17 protein-coding genes are annotated in these 21,368 nt (G+C 64.6%); 9 read left to right on the top strand and 8 right to left on the bottom strand.

Going from position 1 to position 21,368, the window contains the following annotated elements; all coding sequences use genetic code 11:
- Window positions 1–15: 15 nt before the first annotated feature.
- Window positions 16–1,548 carry an AhpA/YtjB family protein gene (locus P3C50_RS06815; RefSeq protein ID WP_275545414.1) on the bottom strand — a complete coding sequence of 511 codons (1,533 nt, stop codon included), beginning with the start codon at window positions 1,546–1,548 and terminating at the stop codon, window positions 16–18.
- Window positions 1,549–1,722: 174 nt separating this feature from the next.
- On the opposite strand from P3C50_RS06815, the gene serB reads away from it, so the two are divergent.
- Window positions 1,723–2,937, top strand: a complete 1,215-nt coding sequence (serB, locus tag P3C50_RS06810; RefSeq protein ID WP_275545413.1) for a phosphoserine phosphatase SerB — start codon at window positions 1,723–1,725, stop codon at window positions 2,935–2,937.
- Window positions 2,938–3,000: 63 nt separating this feature from the next.
- On the opposite strand, the gene P3C50_RS06805 is transcribed toward serB, so the two are convergent.
- The 5 genes from P3C50_RS06805 to P3C50_RS06785 all read right to left on the bottom strand — a co-directional run bounded on the left by P3C50_RS06805 (window position 3,001) and on the right by P3C50_RS06785 (window position 10,411).
- Window positions 3,001–5,070 carry an EAL domain-containing protein gene (locus P3C50_RS06805; protein ID WP_275545412.1) on the bottom strand — a complete coding sequence of 690 codons (2,070 nt, stop codon included), beginning with the start codon at window positions 5,068–5,070 and terminating at the stop codon, window positions 3,001–3,003.
- Window positions 5,071–5,133: 63 nt separating this feature from the next.
- Window positions 5,134–6,936 carry a molecular chaperone gene (locus tag P3C50_RS06800; RefSeq protein ID WP_197857034.1) on the bottom strand — a complete coding sequence of 601 codons (1,803 nt, stop codon included), beginning with the start codon at window positions 6,934–6,936 and terminating at the stop codon, window positions 5,134–5,136.
- A 166-nt stretch (window positions 6,937–7,102) separates the two neighbouring features.
- Window positions 7,103–7,963, bottom strand: coding sequence for an archaetidylserine decarboxylase (gene asd, locus P3C50_RS06795; RefSeq protein WP_275545411.1), 861 nt, complete (start codon window positions 7,961–7,963; stop codon window positions 7,103–7,105).
- Between the two features lie 65 nt (window positions 7,964–8,028).
- Window positions 8,029–8,844: a rhodanese-like domain-containing protein gene (locus P3C50_RS06790; RefSeq protein ID WP_275545410.1), complete on the bottom strand. Its 816-nt coding sequence runs from the start codon at window positions 8,842–8,844 to the stop codon at window positions 8,029–8,031.
- Window positions 8,845–8,887: 43 nt separating this feature from the next.
- Entirely contained in the window at window positions 8,888–10,411 is a 1,524-nt protein-coding gene (locus P3C50_RS06785; protein WP_275545409.1) for an HDOD domain-containing protein, read from the bottom strand.
- Between the two features lie 119 nt (window positions 10,412–10,530).
- On the opposite strand from P3C50_RS06785, the gene motA reads away from it, so the two are divergent.
- Window positions 10,531–11,382, top strand: coding sequence for a flagellar motor stator protein MotA (gene motA, locus P3C50_RS06780; protein WP_275545408.1), 852 nt, complete (start codon window positions 10,531–10,533; stop codon window positions 11,380–11,382).
- Between the two features lie 3 nt (window positions 11,383–11,385).
- A complete protein-coding gene (gene motB / locus P3C50_RS06775) occupies window positions 11,386–12,375 on the top strand; it encodes a flagellar motor protein MotB (RefSeq protein WP_197857039.1) in 990 nt (329 codons plus the stop codon).
- Here motB and rsgA read toward each other — a convergent pair.
- Window positions 12,369–13,400 (bottom strand): small ribosomal subunit biogenesis GTPase RsgA, encoded by a 1,032-nt coding sequence (gene rsgA / locus P3C50_RS06770; protein ID WP_197857040.1) that lies wholly within the window; start codon window positions 13,398–13,400, stop codon window positions 12,369–12,371. The two genes, motB and rsgA, sit on opposite strands and share 7 nt — an antisense overlap.
- A gap of 93 nt (window positions 13,401–13,493) precedes the next feature.
- Between rsgA and P3C50_RS06765 the strand changes: the two genes are divergently transcribed.
- A complete protein-coding gene (locus P3C50_RS06765; protein WP_197857041.1) occupies window positions 13,494–14,303 on the top strand; it encodes a class I SAM-dependent methyltransferase in 810 nt (269 codons plus the stop codon).
- Between the two features lie 16 nt (window positions 14,304–14,319).
- Complete coding sequence (orn, locus tag P3C50_RS06760) at window positions 14,320–14,862, top strand: oligoribonuclease (RefSeq protein WP_197857042.1); 543 nt, start codon at window positions 14,320–14,322, stop codon at window positions 14,860–14,862.
- 87 nt (window positions 14,863–14,949) lie between these two features.
- Here the strand turns inward: orn and queG are convergent, their stop codons facing one another.
- Window positions 14,950–16,023, bottom strand: a complete 1,074-nt coding sequence (gene queG, locus P3C50_RS06755; RefSeq protein ID WP_275545407.1) for a tRNA epoxyqueuosine(34) reductase QueG — start codon at window positions 16,021–16,023, stop codon at window positions 14,950–14,952.
- Window positions 16,024–16,084: 61 nt separating this feature from the next.
- Here queG and P3C50_RS06750 point away from each other — a divergent pair, with 61 nt between their 5' ends.
- The 4 genes from P3C50_RS06750 to mutL are packed head-to-tail and all read left to right on the top strand — an operon-like array spanning window position 16,085 to window position 21,357.
- Window positions 16,085–17,584, top strand: a complete 1,500-nt coding sequence (locus tag P3C50_RS06750; RefSeq protein ID WP_275545406.1) for an NAD(P)H-hydrate dehydratase — start codon at window positions 16,085–16,087, stop codon at window positions 17,582–17,584.
- Window positions 17,572–18,039 (top strand): tRNA (adenosine(37)-N6)-threonylcarbamoyltransferase complex ATPase subunit type 1 TsaE, encoded by a 468-nt coding sequence (tsaE, locus tag P3C50_RS06745; RefSeq protein WP_275545405.1) that lies wholly within the window; start codon window positions 17,572–17,574, stop codon window positions 18,037–18,039. The genes P3C50_RS06750 and tsaE overlap by 13 nt, the downstream gene beginning before the upstream one ends.
- A gap of 10 nt (window positions 18,040–18,049) precedes the next feature.
- A complete protein-coding gene (locus tag P3C50_RS06740; RefSeq protein ID WP_275545404.1) occupies window positions 18,050–19,477 on the top strand; it encodes an N-acetylmuramoyl-L-alanine amidase in 1,428 nt (475 codons plus the stop codon).
- Complete coding sequence (mutL, locus tag P3C50_RS06735) at window positions 19,477–21,357, top strand: DNA mismatch repair endonuclease MutL (RefSeq protein ID WP_275545403.1); 1,881 nt, start codon at window positions 19,477–19,479, stop codon at window positions 21,355–21,357. Before P3C50_RS06740 ends, mutL begins: the two co-directional genes overlap by 1 nt.
- Window positions 21,358–21,368: the final 11 nt, after the last annotated feature.

Below are 21,368 nucleotides of genomic sequence, written 5' to 3'. Positions count from 1 at the left end.
CGATAAAGCCGGGCGTCAATGCGCCCGGCTGTCGTGCATGCGCGTCAGTTGCCGTTCCAGCAGCGCCGGATAAGGGTCGAGCAGGCGCTCCACGCAGCTGGCACCTTCCGGGCTGGCGATCGGACGGATGCGCGCGCGCTGGCGCGCCAGGGCATCCTGCGCGACGCGTTGCTCCACCAGCAGCAGGTTGCGGCTGTGCTGTGACAATGCCAGCGCGTCCAGGGCGCTGTCGCTAAGCAGCAGTTCGGCCTGGCCCAGTTCTTCCAGATCGCTGCCCAGGGTCAGGCCCAACTGCAGTTGCAGGGTGATACCGCTGTCGGCGACTTCGATCTGCAGGGCGTGGCCCAGGGCGCGCATCAGCTCGCCGCAGCAGATGGCATGGGTCAGGTAGTCTTCGCCGCACTCGCGCTCGTGGAACAGCATCAGGCTGCTGCCGTCCTTGAGAGTATGCAGTTGCCCCTGATACAGCGCGGCGGCCTGTTCCAGGCAACCTCGATAACGATCCAGCAGATCCAGCAGGCGCGTGCGCGGCAGGCGGCGCAGTTGTTCCTGGGCGCCGAGCTGAATGGCCAGCACGGCGCTGGCCTGCGATTGTCGTGGGGCCTTGGCCGCCGGTGCGGGCTCTGCAGGTTCTGAGTCATCGCGCAGGTCGGCAAAGGGATCGTCGGGCTCTATCGAGTCTGGCCAGGGCTTGAGCTGTTCATCATCCTCTTCATGCAGGTCGGTCTCATCGAACTCATGCTCGGTGCTGCGTTTCTGCGGCACGTCGACGCGTTCGTCATCCTCTTCCGCAAGGTAGTCCTCGACATCGTCGAGCAGCGGCTCGTCATCCAGCTCCGGCTCGGGTTCGGGCTTTTCCGGCACCAGGCGTGCCTGCAGCTGGCGCGCCAGGTCACCGATCTCGTCATTGCGCCCTGCGCCGGGTGCAGGATCGTCAGGGTCGCGCAACCACAGGCGCATTTGCAGCAATGGCGTGGAAATATGCCGGCCCAGGCGCATGCTCAGCGACAGCGTCAGCGCCAGGAGGATCAGGCTGAGAATGCCCATGCTCTGCAGGCTGATGGTCATCGGCTGCTGGAACTGGCTCATGTCCAGGCTGATGCGCAGCTGCCCGGCCATCACTTCCTGAAAGGTGATGGAGGTGGAATACAGGCCCTCGGTCTCGCCCAGCACGCTGCGTGTCGGGCGCGGGCCGGCTTCGGCGAGGATGCGACTGTCCACACTGTAGATGGCGGCATGGGCAACCAACGGGTTCTTCGCCAGATTACTGAGCAGCACGTTGAGACTGAGGATGTCGTTGGACACCAGCAGTTCGGTGGCCGAGGCCGCCGTCTGGGTGATCAGCGCCTGGCCCAGGGCATCGGCCTGCTGCTGCATGGCCTGCTTGAACTGCATGCCCATGACCCAGGCATAGATGACCATCGCCAACGCCACCAGCAACAGGCTGTGGCTGGCGATGCGCAGCACCAGGGGCACCCGCCGCTGACGCAGCGCGTGGAAGATCATGATGAAGAAATTGTCGGGTTTGACGGGCGCGGGCCGGTTCACAGAGCACGGCTCTTGTCGACTGAAGTTGCCGCGCAGTATAGCGAGCGGCCTGGAGCGGGCAAAGCGCATGGCTGCCCGGATCGACGGGAAACTGGGTAGAATGTGCGCCTTTTCGTCGGTCGGTGGTCAATTCGCCGCCTGCCTGCCTCAATCGTTTGCCCTGGAGAGTGCGTCTTGCGCGAAATCGTCCTGATCAACATCACCGGCGAAGATCGCCCCGGACTTACCGCAGCCATCACCGGTGTGCTGGCCCAGGGCGGGGTGAACATCCTCGATATCGGTCAGGCGGTGATCCATGACACCCTGTCGTTCGGCATCCTCATCGAGATTCCGGATAACGGCCGCTCCCAGTCCGTGCTCAAGGACCTGCTGTTCACCGCCTACGAGCTGGACCAGCAGGTGCGCTTCACCCCGGTTTCCGAAGACGACTACCGCCAGTGGGTGAGCGGCCAGGGCAAGGCCCGCCATATCGTCACCCTGCTGACGCGCAAGGTCAGTGCCGAGCAGTTGCAGCGGGTCAGCGCCATCACCGCCAAGTACGGCTTGAATATCGATCATATCGACCGTCTTTCCGGGCGTATGCCGCTCGACATGCCGGCCGAGCAGGGCAAGGGCTGCATCGAGTTTTCCGTGCGTGGCGAGCCGGCCGACCCTGTTGCGCTGCGCGCCGAGTTCCTCAGCGTGGCGCAGGAGCTCAACGTCGACATCGCTTTCCAGCGCGACTCGGTGTTCCGCCGCAATCGCCGTCTGGCGGTGTTCGACATGGACTCGACGCTGATCGAGGCCGAGGTGATCGACGAGCTGGCCAAGGCCGCCGGTGTCGGTGAACAGGTGATCGAAATCACCGAGCGGGCCATGCGCGGCGAGCTGGACTTCCGCGCCAGCTTCAAGGAACGCCTGGGCTTGCTGCAGGGCCTGTCGGAGGATGTGCTGGAAGAGATCGGTGCCTCCCTGCGCCTGACCGAAGGTGCCGAGGTGCTGTTCGCCGAGCTCAAGCGCCTGGGCTACAAGACCGCCATCCTTTCCGGCGGCTTCAGCTATTTCGCCAAGCAACTGCAGGCCAAGCTGGGTATCGACTACGTGTTCGCCAACGAACTGCAGATCGAGAACGGCAAGGTCACCGGGGTGGCCGTCGAGCCCATCGTCGATGCGCAGCGCAAGGCCGATCTGCTGCGTGAGCTGGCGCAAAAGGAGGGCCTGCAGCTGGAGCAGACCATCGCGGTCGGCGATGGCGCCAACGACCTGCCGATGCTTGGCCTGGCCGGCCTCGGTGTGGCGTTCCGCGCCAAGCCGTTGGTCAAGCAATCGGCCAAGCAGGCGATCTCCACCCTGGGATTGGACGGCATTCTCTATCTGCTGGGCTATCGTGATCGCGAGGGGCAGGAATAAGCGTCGCGTTCTTTCGAAAATGAAAAAGCCGCCTGTTCAGGCGGCTTTTTCGTTGTTGCGATCTTATTCGTCGCCGGCCGAGAAGTCGTAGTCCATCGACTGGCTCGGGCCCTGCAGGTAGTAGCCCTGGATGAAGTTGACCCCGGCCTGCCACAGCGTGGCCAGCACGCTGGCGCTTTCGACGAAGGGCACGATGGTCAGCTTGGCCTGGGCATGCAGGCTGCTGAGCAGTGTTTTCAGCGCTTCCTGATTGTCGGCGTTGCTCAGGTCCTGGGTGAACGAGCCGTCGACTTTGACGAAGTCCACCTGCAGGTGCTTGAGCGTGTTGAACGGATTCAGGGCGCAGCCGAACTGGCTCAGGGCGACCTTGCAGTGCAGTTCAGCCAGGCCCTGGGTCAGCACCTTGGCCTGCTTCAGGTAGGTGATGGCATCGGGCTCGCTGAACTGGAATACCAGTGAATCGGACGGCAGACGCGCGGCCTTGAGCGCCACGCTGAGCCACGGCAGCAGGGTCTGATCCTGCAGACTGGCGCTGGACAGGTGCACGAACAGTCGGGTGTTGTGGCCTTTGGAGCGATGATCGGCCAGCAGCTTGATCGAGTTGAGGATCACCCAGCGGTCGATCTTCTCGCCCAGCCCGGCATCCTTGGCCGCGGCGAGGAACTGCGCAGGCGGCACTTCCTCACCCTGCGGGCTGAGCAGGCGCAGCAGCACTTCGTAGTGTTCGTGGGCGTCGCCACGCAGGCTGATGATCGGCTGGAACAGCAGGCGGAAGCTGTTGTTCTCCAGCGCCTGCTGCACCATCGCCAGCAGGTTGCCACGGTTGGCGGCGGCGGCCAGCTCGTCGGCCGGGTTGAACAGCTTGATGGCGTTGCCGTCGCTGAGCTCGTCGGCGCAGCGGTGCGCGCGATCGATGACTTCCTGCGCTTTGGCGGTTTTCTCGCTGAGCCCCGCCACGCCGATCGACAGAGTGGTCTGCACGGTGCGACCGCTGACATCGAACAGGTGGCCCTCGATCTTCTTCAGCAGGGCCGCCAGGCTGGCCTGGCACTGCTCGGGCGCCTGCCCCGGCAGCAGGACGGCGAACACATCGTCACCGAAACGGGCCAGTTGGGTCTCCGCCGGGAAATGCGCGCGCAGCAGGCCGGCCAGGTCGGTCAGCAGCAGGTCGATGCCGGCCAGGCCGATCTCGCCCTGCATGCCGGCGTAGCGGTCGACGCGGATATACGCCAGGGTCGAGGGTTGGCCGGTGCTGACGGCGCGCTCGGCGGCGTTGTCCATCAGCTCGAGGAAGTGGTTGCGGTTGAACAGGCCGGTGACCAGGTCCTGACTGCTGATTTCGCGCAGTTTTTCTTCCAGCTCGGCATTGGAGGTTTCTGCGCGGATCACCACCTGGATGCACGGCTCGCCATCGTAGCTGGCCGGAGAGAAACTCATCTGCGCGGCGAAGCTGCTGCCGTCGGCGCGCACGCCCTGGCAACTGAGCTCGGCATGACCTTCGGCGTTCTGGTAGTTCTTCAGGAAGTCCTTGAACGAGCCGTGATCCTCGCAGGCGATCAGGTCGATCATCGGCATGCCTTCGAGCTCTTCGCCATCCTCGTAGCGGAACAGCTCAAGGTACGCGCGGTTGGCATAGATATGCATGCCGTCGTGGACATAGGTGATCGCGTCCACAGAACTATCAAGCAGCAACTGGCAGCGCTTTTCCGCCTCACGCAGTGCCACTTCGGCAGCGCGACGGGCGCGACGTTCTTCCAGGTTGGCGAGCTCGCGCTTGGCCACCAGTACCAGGCGCTCGTCCTCGCCTTGCGGGAGGGCGTCCTGCGCACCGAACAGCAGCGCTTCGGTGATGATCTCGGAGTCGTTGTCTTCGACCAGCTGGATGACGGGGATGTCCTTGGCCTGGCGACGGATGGCGGTGATCGCCTCGCTGGGATCGAGATGCTCGCTGCTCGGCGCGCAGATCAGCAAATCCCAGGTCTGTTGCAGGGTTTCAGCCAGGTCGTCGCTGGAGGTCAGGCGATGCACGCGCGTAGCGTGCCCGGCATTGCGAAACAGACTGACCAGGCGCTCTGCTTCGTTCTGTGAGTCTTCGAGAATCAGCAGGCGGATGGTTTTTTTTTCGATGGCCATAGAGAAGGTCATTACCGCGCCGAACGGGCGCGAAAAGGCGACAAATGGTGAGTCCGCCGGAGCCTACAGCGACTTCCAGAGCGAGTCAAAATCTTCCTCCCCGGCAGGCTTCTGGCTTTGCGAGGCTGTGACCGGTGTCCCGGCTGCGCCCTCTTCAACGCCCACGCGGTGATATTCGAACTGACTGAAGCTGCCGGTGCTGACCTGTCTACGCGTAAGCACCGCGCGGTGCTCTTCGCCGTGGTCGTTGATCAGCACCTTGCTGCCTTCCTGGAACGGCAGGCGCGGCGTGATCAGGCTGGCAGGACGGGAAATCGCGCTGATTTCCGGTAGCAGCAGGGCGCGCAGAAACTGGCTGCTCTGCTCGCCCTTGCGCAGCAGTTGCAGGCCGCAGGGGCGTGCATGCGGCGCGATCAGCTCGATGCCCATCTGCGTGCCGCCGCCGCGCACCTGACGAATCCAGCGCACGATGGCCACGCTCCAACCCTGGCTGGGGCTGTCCTGCACACCCAGCAGCTCGCCGGCCTGCAGTTGGCTGGGAACCTCCTTGGGCCAGGACAGGCAATAGCCGCCAGGACTGTGATTGACGATGGCCAGGGGGAAGGTCGGGTAATTCTCGCCGTTGCTCTCGGGCGGCGCCTGTTCGCCAGGGGTGACCTTGGTGTACTGAATCTCTTCGAAATGGATCTCGTCAGCGGCGCTGCGCTGGGCATCGAAGGCATTCGACCAGACGTCAGGCTCGCCGGTGGACGGCTTGAACACGGCTGCGCCGATTTCCACAGGGCGCTTGAGCACCTCAGCGAAGGAGCGACGGCCGGAGAGGAAGAAATGCAGCGCGGTCATGCCGATGCACAGGGTCAGGTTGCCCTGGCCCGGCGTGCGCTGAAAGGTGCGCTCGGCGATGTCGCCCCAGGCTGCGGCAACGTGTTGCAGCAGGTCGAGGCTGATGCCTTCCGGAATCATCAGGCGCGACTTGCTGCGCTCGCCCTCGGGCAGCTCCAGGTATTCCTTGATCGCGTCGACCAGCGGCTGCGTGTCGATGCCCAGCAGGTTATGCAGTTCGCTGCTCTGATACAGCGACTTGTAGCGCGGCGGGCCATCGACTTGCGGTGCCAGCACGAACAGGCTGTGCGGATGGTCGCCGGGCTGCAGCTTGATCAGCGCGCTCCAGGGCTCCAGCGCTTCGGCCAGGCGCGCGATGCCGTTCTGGCGCATCTGGTTGGTGCGCGCGCAGCCCAGCAGCAATGCGGTGATGTAGGTCTGCTCGGTGCTAAGGCCCTGGGTGTGGCGAGCCAGCGGGTCACGGATGACCTGACGCTGCAGGCGCTGCTCACAGGCGATCTGATACAGCTGGTGCAGCTCCAGCCAGAGCCCCTCGGGCACCGGGCAGTACAGCTGGCTGGCGCGGACCAGCGGGCTGCAAAGGCTGTGACTGGCGCGTTGCAGGGCGATGGCGAGGAGTTGGTCGCGGTCCTTGCCGCTGCGTGCGATGACGCGGGAGATGATCAGCTTGTAGCCGACCGCCAGGTGGTTCTGCAGCGCCTGGCACAGGTTGGCGACCTTGCGCGGGCGCTCGTCGAGAACGATGGCCTGGTTGAGAAAGTGGCGCTCGAGGTGCAGGCAGACGAAGCTCACTTCAGGGCGTAGCAGCTCCAGCAGTTGCAGGCGGTTTTCCGAGGGGGTGAGGAGTTGGTTGAGTTCCACCAGGCTCTGATACAACTGCCGCGCGGTTTCACCGATGTTCGCCTTGGGCAGGCCTGCGATCCAGCGTTTGAGGTCACGGGGGCTGCCGTCGCAGAAGCTGAGGCTTTGCTTGCTCGGTGTGGGAACGCGCAACAGTTGAAGGTGGGTACTCTGTTTGTCCATCAAACTCGGATACTCCGGCCACGCAATAACGAGCGGCTCTAGTAATAGTCTTTCGAACTCTAGCAGTATCTGCCTGTGCTGGCAGCACGTCCGCCTGGACAGGCTGCCTCGCCAGAGTACGGATCTATGACCGAACGGTCGAGATGCGGGTTCCTTTCCCGGACGCTCAGCCCTGAGCGTTGCCCAGCAACTGGCCCATGCGCACGGCGCTGCCAGCGCAGAGTTCTTCGGCCCACTGCACCTGGTTCGGAGCGAACAGGACGATGGCCGTGGAACCCAGCTTGAAACGACCCATTTCCGCACCTTTGGCCAGTTCGATCGGCCCGCGCGCTGGCGCGTCGTAACGCGTGCTCTTCAGTTCGCGCTTGGGCGGGGTGACCAGGCCGGCCCATACCGTCTCGATGCTGGCGACGATCATCGCGCCCACCAGTACCACGGCCATCGGCCCGCGCTCGGTGTCGAACAGGCAGACCACGCGCTCGTTGCGGGCGAACAGTTCCGGCACGTTCTCCGCGGTGGTCTGGTTGACCGAGAACAGGCGGCCCGGAACGTAGACCATCTCCTTCAGCGTGCCACCCAGCGGCATATGGACGCGGTGGTAATCCTTCGGCGAGAGGTACACGGTGGCGAACTGGCCGCCCATGAACGGCGCAGCGCGCTCGGCATCGCCACCAAGCAATTCGACCGTGCTGAAGCTGTGGCCCTTGGCCTGGAAGATACGCCCGTGCTCGATGGTGCCGAGCTGGCTGATCGCACCGTCGGCCGGGCTGAGAATGGCGCCGGGGGTTTCATCCAGCGGGCGCGCGCCTGCCTTCAGGGCGCGGGTGAAGAAAGCGTTGAAGTGCTCGAAGGCCCGCAGGTCTTCGTTCTGCGCTTCGCTCATATTGACCTCGTACTGCTTGGCGAACCACGAGATCAGCGGATTCTTGAGCCAGCCGATGCGGCACTCGGCAACGCAGCCGATCAGGCGCGACAGCAGGTGATGAGGCAGCAGGTACTGGCTGAGGATAAAGAGACGTTGTTTCATCGTGTTTCCTTGAGGTTCCTGCCTACGCTGTGGCCGGCGCAGGGTGCAATTGAAGGTTTGCGGGCTCAGCGTTCGATGGGCGTATCGGGCAGGTTGCCCCATTCGGACCAGGAGCCAGCGTAGGCTTTCACGCGCGGGTATCCGAGCGCCTTAGCCACCACGTAACTGAAGCCGGAGCGGCGATGAGTCTGGCAGTGAGTGATCACTTCCTTGTCCGGTGTGATGCCCAGGCCCTGCAGAACTTCGGCGATGTCCGTGCGAATGCGCATGCCGCGCTGTGGGTCCATGCCTGCAGTCCATTCGAAATGGGTGGCGCCGGGGATGTGCCCGCCACGTGCCGAACTCAGCTTCTCGCCGCGATATTCGTCCGCGCCGCGCACGTCCCAGATGGCCAGGTCGGCCGAATTCAGGCGTGATTGCAGGTAGTCGCGGGTGGCGGTAGGGGCGTCGCTCAGGGTCAGCGTCACTTCGCTGCGGGCCACGGCGGGCACGTCCTGGCTCAGCTCGAGTCCGTCGCCGATCCAGGCCTGCAGGCCGCCGTTGAGGAAGTGGTAATGCTGATGGCCGATCACATCGAGCAGCCAGATGAAGCGGCCGGCCCAGGGGCCGCCCTCGTCGTCGTAGACCACGTAGGTGGCCTCTGCCCGGTGGCCGATATCGGCGAACAGTGCTTCGAGTTGCGCGCGTGCGGGTAGCAGGCCGGGAGCGGGCGGCTGGCCCAACTGCGTACGCTTGGCATCCACCCAGCGCGCGCCCGGAATGTGGCCGGCGGCGTAACGCGCTGCACTGCTGAGGTCGAGCAGGATCAGGTCGGCCGCGTCCAGGCGCTCGGCCAGCTCGGCCGGTTCGATCACCAGAGGTAGATTGTCGAAGGCGGACATCACGGCCTCCTCGTATGAAAAGAGGTCGATTGTAGCGGACTCTTCAGCGTCCGCGTCTGGAAAAGCAGCCCAGCGCGCGCTCGATGCACTGCACGGTCTTGGCGAAGGCCTGCAGGCTGACGTCATTGAGCGGCTGGCCGCCCTGGTCGGCCACGATCAGCATCACCACTCGACCATTGCTGGCGAGAGAGCGCAGCAGCAGATGTTCGCTGGGGAACAGGGCCTTGAGGTTGCCCGGCAGCAGGGCAGAAAACTGCGCGATGTTGCTAGGGGTCATACGCAGCTGGCCCGGCTCGCTGAGCAGGCGTTTCAGGACCTGGCTTTGTGCCGGATCAAGGCTGAGGCTCGCCGCGCTGGCATCGAGGCCCGCGTGTTGCTGGGTCTGCAGGCGAGTGTGATGACGATCGGCGAGCATCAGCAGAACGCGCTTCAGGCCGCAGGCTTGCAACGCGTCGCGGGCGCATGCAGTCAACTGCGGCACATTGGCGAAGCTGCTGGGCTCGGCCAGCAGGCGCGCGCAATGCTGCCGCCAGGCGGCAAGGTCGTCACGCTTGGGCGGTGGCGCGGCGGTGACCGCCGGCTTCAGGCGATGGGCGTCCCACGGCCAGATCAATGTCTGTGCCGGATGCCAGAGCGCGGCGTCATGGATCAGGCGGGCGCTGCTGACGGCATGTTGATGCACTTCCTGCTGCAGCTCGCTCAAGGGAATCTGCAGGTACAGCCCGGTAAGACGCTGCCAGCGCAGGCTGTGCGCGGTATCCCAGGCATGGTGGGCCGACACCGCCAGGCCGTTGGCCAGCAGCACGCAATTGCTCGGTTGGGTGAGCCAGTGACGTAGGTACGTATCTTCGTCGAGCATTTGTTGCTGATGCAGCGGATGCTCGTTATCGCGGGCGATATGCAACGCCTTGACCAACTGGCGGCGGTCACGCTCCAGCAGGCGATAGCCGCGCACTATCCACTCCGGCAGGCGCCAGCGCTCGGCCAGCTTGAGGCATAGCTGGATCAGGCTGACGCCCAGCAGGTCCTTTTCCACAGCAGCCGGTCGTTCGCCTTTGAGCAGCACCCGCTGTTCCCAGGCTTCGAGCAATTGCGGGTGGGCGCACAGCAGCGGCCAGATCGGTGCGAGAAACAGCAGGCTGCAGCCATGCAGTTCGTTCCACAGCCGTGCCAAACGAGCGCCGAACAGCCCGCGGGCCTGCTGGCTGGCGTGCTGGCTGATCAGCAGGATTTGGCGAAACGCCTGGGGAATCTCGCCCTCGGGCAGCGCTGGCGCCTGGTTGAGTAGCGCCTCGCAGCGGCTCAGGCCCAGGCGTGACAGGGCCGTTTCGACGCTTTCGGCCGGATCGCTGAGGCTGTTGCCCGACTGGTTGGCTTCGCGCAGGACCTGCAGGGCGAAGGATGGGCTCAGCTCGATGGTCTCGGCGATTTCGCGCCAGGTTTTGCGGCTGTCACCCAGGATGCGACGCAGGCGCAAGTGCTGCTGCTGCTCGATTGGCAGCGGCAACTTGCCCAGATGCTGTACCCAGGCGTCTAGAGTGCGTGGCAGGGACTTTGGCGTCGACATATTGGCTCGAGTCGAACTGGCTTTTGACCATAACTGGCTATAGTCTGGCGTATAAGTTCCGATAATTAGAAGGGCTGTTTTTAATAGCCCATCCTCTAGGCTCTGCAAGCGTTTCTTTCATGGCAAAAATCATAGGCATCATTGTCGTTTTCGGCTGCGTATTCGGCGGTTTCGTGCTCTCGGGCGGTAAGCTGATGGCGCTGGTTCACCCCTTCGAGGTTCTGATCATTGGCGGCGCGGCGCTGGGGGCATTCCTGCAGGCCAACCCGGGCAGCATGTTCATGACCGTGTTCAAGAAGTCGCTGAGCATGTTCGGCAGCCGCTTCACCCATGCCTACTATCTGGAAGTGCTCAAGCTGCTGTACGAGATCCTCAACAAGAGTCGTCGCGAGGGCATGATGGCCATCGAGGCCGACGTCGAGGACCCCAACGCCAGCCCGATCTTCAGCAAGTACCCCGGAGTGCTCAAGGATGCGCGCATGACGGCGTTCATCTGCGACTACCTGCGCATCATGTCGTCCGGCAACATGGCCCCGCACGAACTCGAAGGGTTGTTCGACATGGAGCTGGCCAGTCTCAAGGAGGAAGTGGAGCACCCGGCGCACGCGGTAGCCAAAGTTGCCGACGGCATGCCGGCCATGGGTATCGTCGCCGCGGTACTGGGCATCGTGATCACCATGTCGATTCTGGCTGAGGCGGACAACGCGCAGATCGGTGAGAAGGTCGGTACGGCGCTGGTCGGTACCTTCCTCGGCATTCTTGCGTCATATGGCTTCTTCGGCCCGCTGTCCAACGCCTTGGAACATGACGCCAAGGAAGAGCTGAACCTCTACGAAGCCATCAAGGCAACCCTGGTCGCGTCCGCTTCCGGCATGCCGCCGACGCTGGCTGTCGAGTTCGGGCGCAAGGTGCTGTTCCCGGCGCATCGCCCGAGCTTCAGCGAGCTCGAGCAGGCCATGCGCGGCAGCTAAGCCATGGAAAATAACCAACCCATCATCGTCAAGCGGGTCAAGAAGACCGCAGGCGGGCACCATGGCGGCGCCTGGAAGATCGCCTTCGCCGACTTCGCCACCGCCATGATGGCGTTCTTCCTGGTGATGTGGCTGATGTCGTCGGCCACGCCGGAGCAGAAGCGCGCGATCTCCGGTTACTTCCAGGACCCCATCGGCTTTACCGAAAGCGCCAGCCCCTACGCCATCGACCTCGGCGGTACGCCCACGCCGGCGCCGGAGCGCACGCTCAACCCGGATGTAACCGATACGCCGGAGAGCCAGCCGGACGAGACGGGCATCAGCACCGATCAGATCGAAACCCTGGCCGAGAAGATGGAGCAGGAGCGCCTGGAGCTGCTGTTGCAGGAGCTGCAGAACAAGGTCGAGGAAAACCCTGAACTGCAGCGCTTCAAGGATCAGATTCTGTTCGAGATCACCCAGGATGGCCTGCGCATCCAGATCATGGATGCCGAGAACCGGCCGATGTTCGCCCTCGGCAGTGCCAACCTTCAGCCTTATTTCGAAGACATTCTGCTGGCCATGGCCGACACCATCCGCGCCGTGCCGAACAAAATCAGCATCAGCGGCCATACCGATGCCAAGCCTTTCGCTGGGCGCGGCGATTTCGGCAACTGGGAGTTGTCATCCAATCGCGCCAACGCTGCAAGGCGGGCGCTGGTGGCCGGCGGGTATTCCGATGATCAAGTGGCGCGCGTTGTCGGCTATGCATCGTCGGCGCTGTTCGATCGTGAAGACCCCTTCAATCCGGTCAATCGACGCATCGATATCGTTGTGCTGACCAAGAAGGCGCAGCGCGCCATCGAAGGCGAGCAGGGTGTCGAGTCCAGCGAGAGTGAAACGCCTGCCCCCGCAGGGGCGACTAGCGAGCCGCTAGCGCCGGAGCAGCTGCGCGAGCGCCTGAATATTTTCGAGGAAGGCGCGCTGCAGTTCGATCAACTGAACAATCAGTAATCGTCCTGCGGCAGGCTGGCGAGGATGTGCCGGTAGCTGGCCATGCGCTGCGGCTGTACGCGACCGTCTTCCAGAGCCTGCAACAATGCGCAGCCCGGCTCGCGGTCGTGCTTGCAGTCACGAAAACGGCAGCGGCCGAGCAGGTCGTGGAACTCGATGAAGCCGGCCTCCACGTCGTCGCGACTGACATGGCCGAGGCCGAATTCGCGAATACCGGGGGAGTCGATCAGTTGACCGCCACCGGGAAAGTGGAACAGCCGTGCGGTGGTGGTGGTGTGGGTGCCCTTGCCGGTCAGCTCCGACAGGGCGCCGACGCGGGTGTCGACGCCGGGCAGTAGGCCGTTGACCAGCGATGACTTGCCCACCCCCGACTGGCCAACGAAAACGCTGACGTGGCCGTCCAGGCGCTTTTTCAGTTGTTCCATGCCGTCGCCCTGATGGGCCGAGACTTCCAGCAGCGGATACTCCAGCTGACGATAGACCTTGAGCAGGGCGTCCAGCGCCACCTGATTCTGTTCATCGATCAGGTCGGCCTTGTTCAGCAGCAGCAATGGGCGGATGCCGGCATGCTCGGCGGCCACCAGATAGCGGTCGATCAGGTTGGCGTGGGGTTCGGGCAAGGGGGCGAAGACGATGACGATCTGGTCGACGTTGGCCGCCACCGGCTTGAGTTGGCCACGCATATCGGGGCGGCATAGTTCGCTGTTTCTCGGCAGTTGCGCGACGATCACGCCGTCGCCTTGGTTGCCGGGGCGCCAGACCACCTGATCGCCGGTGACCAGTGCCGGCAGGTTGGCGCGCAGGTGGCAGCGAAACACCTGGCCGGCCAGTTCGCCCTGTAAACCCTCGATTTCCACCTGTACGCCAAAGTGAGCGATCACCAGGCCGGTCTGCTCCGGGCCCAGGTCGCCGCCTTCCAGCGCCTCCACGGCTCGCGATTCACGCTTGGCCGCGCGGGCGGCGCGCTCGCCTTGAATCTTTTCGATGCGCCAGCTCTGGCGGCGGTTGAGTTGGCGTTTGGCCATGAATCATCCGGGGTGTGGTGGAGTGTTGATCGCGGCGAGTTTAGCATGAGCGCTCGGTGGTCATTCGGCTGCCGAAGCGGGGGGGGGCAGGGAATGACGACTGGCGGGAAAAGAACGGTGCTGCGGCTGCCTGTGTTGCGCGCGCTCCTGGCGCAAAGCCTGGCCGTGGCGCTGGTGGTGGTGCTGGTGTATCTGCTGGCGCTGCTGCCCTGGCGCATGTCGCTGTTTTCCGTCGCTCTGCTGCAGGGCGTGCTGGCCGCTGCCATAGGCTGGCGCCTGGGATTGTCGCGCTGGTGGTTGTGGATCAACCTGGCGTTCCTGCCGACACTGTTACTGGTGCAGCGCGCCGACTTGCCAGCCTGGCTTTTCCTGCTGGGCTTCGTGCTGTTACTGCTGGTCAACTGGAACAGCCTGCGTGAGCAGGTGCCGCTCTACTTGAGTGGGCGCAAGGCGCAGCAACGTCTGCAGCAGTGCTTGAGCGAGCTGGAGCCGACGCTGCGTTTCGTCGACCTTGGTTGTGGTACGGCAGGGACGTTGCTGCAGTTGGCCCGGCAGTTTCCCCGTGGGCACTTCGTTGGCGTCGAAACGGCGCCGCTGCTCTTCCTTCTTGCCTGGCTGCGTTGCCTGTTTCAGGAGAATTGCCATGTCCACTATCGCAGTCTGTGGCAAACCACGCTGGGTGATTTCGACGTGGTCTACTGTTTTTTGTCGCCAGCGCCAATGCCTCGCCTGTGGGCCAAGGCGCAAGCCGAAATGCGCGCCGGTAGCTGGCTGATCAGCAATACCTTCGAGATTCCCGGCGTGCCGGCTGAACGGCTGCTGGCGATCAACGAGGGGCGACAGACCGCGCTGCTGGTCTGGCAGATCAAGGACGCGCCGATATCCGCTAGAATTGGCACCTGAGCCAAGGAGCCTAACCATGCAAAACCCCGATAACCTGATCTGGATCGATCTGGAAATGACCGGCCTGGAGCCGGAGCGCGACGTGATCATCGAGATGGCCACCATCGTCACCGACAGCGAGCTGAACGTGCTGGCCGAAGGGCCGGTGATCGCCATTCACCAGAGTGACGAGGCTCTGGCCGGCATGGACGAATGGAACACCCGCACCCATGGCCAGAGCGGCCTGACCCAGCGCGTACGCGAGAGCCAGATCGATACGGCGGCGGCCGAGGCGCAGACCATCGCCTTTCTCGAACAGTGGGTGCCGAAGGGCAAGTCGCCGATCTGCGGCAACAGCATCGGCCAGGATCGCCGCTTCCTCTACAAGTACATGCCGGCGCTGGAAGCCTACTTCCACTACCGCTATCTGGACGTCTCGACCCTGAAGATCCTCGCCGGCATGTGGGCGCCGGAGGTCAAGGACAGCTTTCAGAAAACCGCCACGCACCAGGCGCTGGACGATATCCGCGAATCCATCGCCGAACTGCGCCACTATCGCGAGCATTTTCTCAAGGTGTAAATCAGCCACCCCGGTGAGCCGCGCGTGCCGTGCGAGAACTTTAGCCCGGATGCAATTCGGGGAAACGGGCGGCGCTACTCCCGGATTTCATCCGGGGTACAGGGCGCCGTGTCGCTGCAATGCCCACTGCACATGTTCGCGTACCAGATCCGATGGGTGGTCGCGGCGCGCCTGCAGGGCCTCCAGCACCGGGATGGTCGAGGGCGCATTGCCCAGGCCGACTGCCAGGTTGCGCAGCCAGCGCTCGTAGCCGGCGCGGCGTAGCGGCGAGCCCTCGGTGCGGCTGAGAAATTCTTCTTCCGTCCACATGAACAATTCGGCCAGGGCACTGTTGTCCAGGCCGTGGCGTGGCTGGAAGTCGCCCTGCTCGGTGGGGCGAGCAAAGCGATTCCAGGGGCAGACGATCTGGCAGTCGTCGCAGCCGAACACCCGGTTGCCGATGGGCGCGCGCAGTTCCACCGGGATCGAGCCCTTCAGTTCGATGGTCAGGTAGGAGATGCAGCGCCGCGCATCCAACTGGTAAGGGCCGGCGAAGGCTGCGGTGGGGCAGATGTCCATGCAGGCGCTGCAGCGCCCGCAGTGCTCGCTGCCATGCGCCGCATCGACCGGCAGCGGCAGGTCGACGAACAGCTCGCCGAGAAAGAAATAGCTGCCGGCCTTGCGGTTGAGCACCAGGGTGTTCTTGCCGATCCAGCCCAGGCCGGCCTTCTCGGCAATGGCCTTTTCCAGTACCGGCGCGCTGTCGACGAAGGCGCGATAGCCGAACGGGCCGATTTGCTGCTGGATGCGTTCGGCCAGTTGTTGCAGGCGTTTGCGGATCAGCTTGTGGTAATCGCGGCCCAGGGCATAGCGCGACACGTAGGCTTGTTCCGGCTCGCTCAGGCGTTGGGCCATTTGCGTATCGCCAGGCAGATAGTCCATGCGCAGCGACACCACGCGCAGTGTGCCGGGCACCAGTTCCTGCGGGCGCGAGCGCTTGTCGCCGTGGGCAGCCATGTAGTCCATCTCGCCTTGGTAGCCAGCCGCCAGCCAGCGCTTGAGATGCGCCTCGTGCTCGTCCAACTCGACATCGGTGATGCCGACCTGCTGGAAACCCAGCTCGCGCGCCCACTCCTTGATGGACAGGGCCAGCGCATCGAGATCGAGAGTTTGGTTGGACATGGGGCGGGCGCAGGCGGTGGAGGTGCGTATAATTCTGCCAGACATCCGTCGCGAGCGAGCCATGCATTCACTTTCCGCCTCTTTGCCTTTGAGCCTGTATAGCGCCGAACAGGTGCGTGCACTCGATGCGCAGCTGATCGCCGCCGGTACGCCGGGTTTCGAGCTGATGCAGCGCGCCGCGCATGGCGCCTGGCGTGCTTTGCGTCGTCGCTGGCCGGATGCGGGCGAAATCACCGTCCTCGCCGGGCGCGGCAACAATGCCGGTGATGGCTATCTGCTCGCTGCCCTGGCGCAACGCTCCGGTTGGGGTGTGCGGGTCTTGGCCGTCGGCGATCCTGCTGCGCTGGTTGGCGACGCCGCCCAGGCCTGCGCCGATGCCAGGCAGGCAGGTGTGGATATTTTGCCTTGGAGCGAGTGCGCGCCTTTGGCCGGTGTCGTGGTCGATGCGCTGCTCGGCACGGGGCTTACCGGCGCGGTGCGTGAGCCTTACGCTCAGGCGATCCGCCTGCTCAATCAGAGCGGCCTGCCGGTGCTCGCAGTGGATATTCCCTCCGGTTTGCACGCCGATAGCGGCGTCCCCCTGGGCGTGGCGGTGCGCGCCGACCTGACCGTGACCTTCATCGCGCTCAAGCTGGGTCTTTTCACGGGGCTAGGCCCCGAGCTGTGTGGCGAGCTGCAGTTCGATGACCTGCAGGGCGATGCGCAGCTGCTGGCAGCGGCTCCCTGTGCTGCACAATTGCTCGATCCCGCTAACCTGCCGCGGCTTGCGGCGCGCTCGCCGGTGGCGCACAAGGGGCAGTTCGGCCACCTGCTGGTGATCGGTGGCGATCTGGGCATGGGCGGCGCCGCGTTGCTCAGTGCCGACAGCGCCCTACGAGCCGGCGCCGGCCTGGTGTCGCTGGCGACGCGTGCCGAGCACGTCGCCGCGGCCCTGGTGCGCCGACCTGAAATCATGTGCGCGGCGGTGGCTTCGGCCAATCAGTTGCTGGCGCTGGTCGAGCGCGCCGATGTTTGCGTGGTTGGACCGGGGTTGGGCCAGGCCGCCTGGGGGCGCAGCCTGCTGTCTGGCGTATCGGGCCGCGAGCAGCCGCAGGTGTGGGATGCCGACGCGCTGAATCTGCTCGCCGCTGGTCAGGTCACGGCACCACGTCAGGGCGTGCTGACGCCGCATCCGGGCGAGGCGGCGCGCTTGCTGGGCATCGACACGGCGGCGTTGCAGGCCGACCGGCCCGCCGCTGCGCGGGCTCTGGCGCAGCGTTTTGGTCTGGTGGTCGTGCTCAAGGGCGCTGGTAGCCTGGTCGCGGCGCCGGACGGGCGTCTGGCGTTGTGCGATCGCGGCCATCCGGCGATGGCCGGTGCGGGTCTGGGCGACGTTCTGGCCGGGTTGATCGGCGCGCTGCTGGCGCAGGGCATGGCGCCCTTTGAAGCCGCCTGCCTGGCGGTCTGGTTGCACGCGCGGGCCGGCGAAACGCTGGCCGTGCTGGGGCGTGGGCTGGCTGCCGGTGATTTGTCCGGCTCCATTCGTCAGTTACTGGAGGAGTTGTGTCCGTGTGTGAAGTGAAGCTCGAGGCGGCCGACGAGGCCGCGATGCTGATATTGGGTGCGTCGATTGCCGAGGTCAGCGGCGGTGTGGGCACCATCTATCTGCACGGAGACCTGGGCGCCGGCAAGACCACCCTGTCACGCGGCATTCTGCGCGGTCTGGGCCATGCCGGTGCGGTCAAGAGTCCGACCTTCACCCTGGTCGAGCCTTATGAAATCGGTGAGGTGCGCGCCTTTCATTTCGACCTCTACCGCCTGGTCGATCCGGAGGAACTGGAGTTTCTCGGCATCCGCGACTACTTCGAAGGGAATGCCTTGTGCCTGATCGAATGGCCGCAGCGTGGCGCGGGCGTTTTGCCAAAGCCCGACCTGGACATTACCATTACCCCTCAAGCGAGCGGCCGCTTGCTGTTGCTGCAGGGGCATGGGGCTCGAGGGGAGGCCTGGTGCAAAGCCCTGAGCGGCAAGGAGTGAACAAGAATCGATGGGGTTGGTTATGCGCATAGGCGCGCTGGTTACCGCTGTGGGGATATTGTTGGCGGCTCTGGCTGCCGAGGCGTTGGCTGCCTCCGATGTACGGAGCGTGCGCCTGTGGCGTGCCCCGGACAATACCCGCCTGGTCTTCGATCTGTCCGGCCCGGTGCAGCACAACGTGTTCACCCTGTCGGCCCCCAACCGCATCGTCATCGACGTCAGTGGCGCCAAGTTGGCCACCGGTTTCGATCAGCTTTCTCTGGGCAACACGCCGATTACCGGCGTGCGCTCGGCTCAGCGCAGCGCCGAGGAACTGCGCGTGGTCATCGACCTGTCGGCACCGGTGTCGCCCAAGAGCTTCACCCTGGCGCCCAACCAGCAGTATGGCCATCGCCTTGTCGTTGACCTGTTCGATCAGGACAGTGCGCCGCCCGCGACGCAGGCGCCCAGCGTCGCTGCCAGCGCGCCGCCCGTGCCGGTCACCCCGACCCAGCCTCCGCCCAAGCTGACGCCCGTACCCAATGGCAAGCGTGACATCGTCGTTGCCATCGATGCCGGCCACGGTGGCGAGGACCCGGGCGCGCTGTCGCCGGTCAAGGGGCAATACGAAAAACACGTGACCCTGGCCATCGCCAAGGAATTGCAGCGGCAGATCAACGCCGAGAAGGGCTTCCGTGGTGAGCTGGTGCGCACCGGTGACTATTTCATCCCGTTGCGCAAGCGCACCGAGATCGCGCGCAAGAAGGGCGCCGATCTGTTCGTCTCGATTCATGCCGATGCCGCGCCGCGCTCCTCGGCCTTCGGTGCCTCGGTCTATGCGCTGTCCGAGCGCGGCGCGACCTCCGAGACCGCGCGCTGGCTGGCCGATGCCGAGAACCAGTCGGACCTGATCGGTGGCGCCGGCAACGTCAGCCTCGACGACAAGGACAAGATGCTCGCCGGTGTGCTGCTGGATCTGTCGATGACCGCATCGCTGTCCTCCAGCCTCAACGTCGGTCAGAAAGTGCTGTCGAACATGGGCGGCATCACGCCGCTGCACAAGCGTCGTGTGGAACAGGCGGGCTTCATGGTGTTGAAATCGCCTGACATCCCCTCGATCCTCGTGGAAACTGGGTTCATTTCCAATCCCAACGAGGCGAAGAAGCTGCACACCGCCAGCCACCAGCAGGCCCTGGCGCGCTCGATCACCTCTGGCGTCAAGCAGTTCTTCCACGAAAACCCGCCGCCCGGCACCTACGTCGCCTGGCTGCGTGATGAAGGCAAGATCGCCGCAGGCCCGCGCGAGCACGTGGTTGCCCGTGGCGAAAGCCTGGCGCTGATCGCCCAGCGCTATCAGATCAGCCTGGCTGCCCTGCGCAGTGCCAACAAGCTCAATGGCGACGTGATCAAGGTCGGCCAGACATTGCAGATACCCGCCACGTCCCTGGCCGCCCAGTAGTGAGTGTCATGTCCCGTATTCATTTGCTCAGCCCGCGCCTGGCTAACCAGATCGCCGCGGGCGAGGTAGTCGAGCGCCCGGCTTCGGTGGCCAAGGAACTGCTGGAAAACAGCTTGGACTCCGGGGCCCGGCGCATTGATGTCGAGGTCGAGCAGGGCGGCATCAAGCTGCTCAAGGTGCGTGATGATGGCCGCGGCATTGCCGCCGGCGACTTGCCGCTGGCTCTGGCGCGTCACGCCACCAGCAAGATTCGCGAGCTGGAAGATCTGGAGGCCGTGCTCAGCATGGGCTTTCGCGGCGAGGCGCTGGCGTCGATCAGCTCGGTATCGCGCCTGACCCTGACCTCGCGCACGGCCGACGCCGATCAGGCCTGGCAGGTGGAAACCGAAGGGCGCGACATGGAGCCGCGCGTGCAGCCCGCCGCGCATCCGGTGGGCACTTCGGTGGAAGTGCGTGACCTGTTCTTCAATACCCCCGCGCGGCGCAAGTTCCTGCGCGCCGAGAAAACCGAATTCGATCACCTGCAGGAAGTGATCAGGCGCCTGGCGCTGGCGCGCTTCGATATTGGCTTCCACTTGCGGCACAACGGCAAGACCGTGCTCAGCCTGCACGAGGCGGGTGATGAGATCAGCCGTGCGCGCCGCGTCGCCTCGGTCTGCGGCCCGGCTTTCCTGGAGCAGGCGCTGCCGATCGAGATCGAGCGCGGCGGCCTGCGCTTGTGGGGCTGGGTTGGCTTGCCGACCTTCTCGCGCAGCCAGGCGGATCTGCAGTACTTCTACGTCAATGGACGCATGGTGCGCGACAAGCTGGTGGCCCACGCGGTGCGCCAGGCCTACCGCGACGTGCTGTTCAATGGCCGGCATCCGACTTTCGTGCTGTTCCTGGAGATCGATCCGACGACGGTGGACGTCAACGTCCACCCGACCAAGCATGAAGTGCGCTTCCGTGACAGTCGCATGGTTCATGACTTCCTCTACGGTACGCTGCATCGTGCGCTGGCCGATGTGCGTCCGGAAGATCAGGTCGCGGCGCCGGCAGCCGTATCGCCCATGCTGCGCCCGACGGGCCTCGCCGCGGGCGAGTTCGGCCCGCAGGGCGAAATGGGCCTGGCCGCCAGCGTGCTGGAAACGCCCGTGGCCAATCCGCAGCCGGCCTGGCGTGGCGCCGGGGCTGGCTATCAGCAACCGGTCAGCAATCCCGGCGTGCCAGCCGGCGAAGCTCAGGCAGCCTACCGTGAGTACTTTTCGCCGCTGCCGACCGCTCAGCTTCAGTCCATGCCGCAGGAGCAGGGCGACATTCCGCCGCTCGGTTACGCCGTAGCGCAGCTCAAGGGCGTTTATATCCTCGCCGAGAATGCCCAGGGCATGGTGGTGGTGGATATGCATGCGGCCCATGAGCGCATCACCTATGAGCGCCTGAAGCAGGCCATGGCCAGCGAGGGGCTGCGCGGTCAGCCGCTGCTGGTGCCGGAATCCATCGCCCTCAGTCAACGCGAGGCGGACTGCGCCGAGGAGCATGGCGAGTGGTTCCAGCGCCTGGGCTTCGAGCTGCAGCGTCTGGGCGAGGAAAGCGTGGCGATCCGGCAGATTCCGGCCCTGCTCAAACAGGCCGAGGCCACTCAACTGGTGCGCGACGTATTGGCCGATCTGCTGGAGTACGGCACCAGTGATCGTATCCAGGCGCACCTCAACGAGCTATTGGCGACCATGGCCTGTCACGGCGCAGTGCGCGCCAACCGGCGCCTGACCATTCCCGAAATGAACGGCCTGCTGCGCGACATGGAACAGACCGAGCGCAGCGGCCAGTGCAACCATGGTCGACCGACCTGGACGCAACTGAGCATGGATCAGCTCGACAAGCTGTTCATGCGTGGCCAGTAATTGAGCGAGGC

Origin of the sequence: Pseudomonas sp. Marseille-Q0931, from assembly GCF_940789645.1 — a bacterium.
In the GTDB taxonomy this organism is placed as follows: Bacteria; Pseudomonadota; Gammaproteobacteria; order Pseudomonadales; family Pseudomonadaceae; genus Aquipseudomonas.
The sequence above is the reverse complement of the archived record's forward strand: the minus strand, read 5'-3'. Positions and strand labels throughout refer to the sequence as shown.

Coding starts and splice junctions, on each gene's coding strand:
- motB (WP_197857039.1), top strand. CDS start 11,386: ATGGAAAATAACCAACCCATCATCGTCAAGCGGGTCAAGAAGACCGCA.
- orn (WP_197857042.1), top strand. CDS start 14,320: ATGCAAAACCCCGATAACCTGATCTGGATCGATCTGGAAATGACCGGC.
- queG (WP_275545407.1), bottom strand. CDS start 16,023: ATGTCCAACCAAACTCTCGATCTCGATGCGCTGGCCCTGTCCATCAAG.
- asd (WP_275545411.1), bottom strand. CDS start 7,963: ATGAAACAACGTCTCTTTATCCTCAGCCAGTACCTGCTGCCTCATCAC.
- P3C50_RS06790 (WP_275545410.1), bottom strand. CDS start 8,844: ATGTCCGCCTTCGACAATCTACCTCTGGTGATCGAACCGGCCGAGCTG.
- P3C50_RS06805 (WP_275545412.1), bottom strand. CDS start 5,070: ATGGCCATCGAAAAAAAAACCATCCGCCTGCTGATTCTCGAAGACTCA.
- P3C50_RS06800 (WP_197857034.1), bottom strand. CDS start 6,936: ATGGACAAACAGAGTACCCACCTTCAACTGTTGCGCGTTCCCACACCG.
- P3C50_RS06785 (WP_275545409.1), bottom strand. CDS start 10,411: ATGTCGACGCCAAAGTCCCTGCCACGCACTCTAGACGCCTGGGTACAG.
- P3C50_RS06750 (WP_275545406.1), top strand. CDS start 16,085: ATGCATTCACTTTCCGCCTCTTTGCCTTTGAGCCTGTATAGCGCCGAA.
- P3C50_RS06740 (WP_275545404.1), top strand. CDS start 18,050: ATGGGGTTGGTTATGCGCATAGGCGCGCTGGTTACCGCTGTGGGGATA.
- rsgA (WP_197857040.1), bottom strand. CDS start 13,400: ATGGCCAAACGCCAACTCAACCGCCGCCAGAGCTGGCGCATCGAAAAG.
- motA (WP_275545408.1), top strand. CDS start 10,531: ATGGCAAAAATCATAGGCATCATTGTCGTTTTCGGCTGCGTATTCGGC.
- P3C50_RS06765 (WP_197857041.1), top strand. CDS start 13,494: ATGACGACTGGCGGGAAAAGAACGGTGCTGCGGCTGCCTGTGTTGCGC.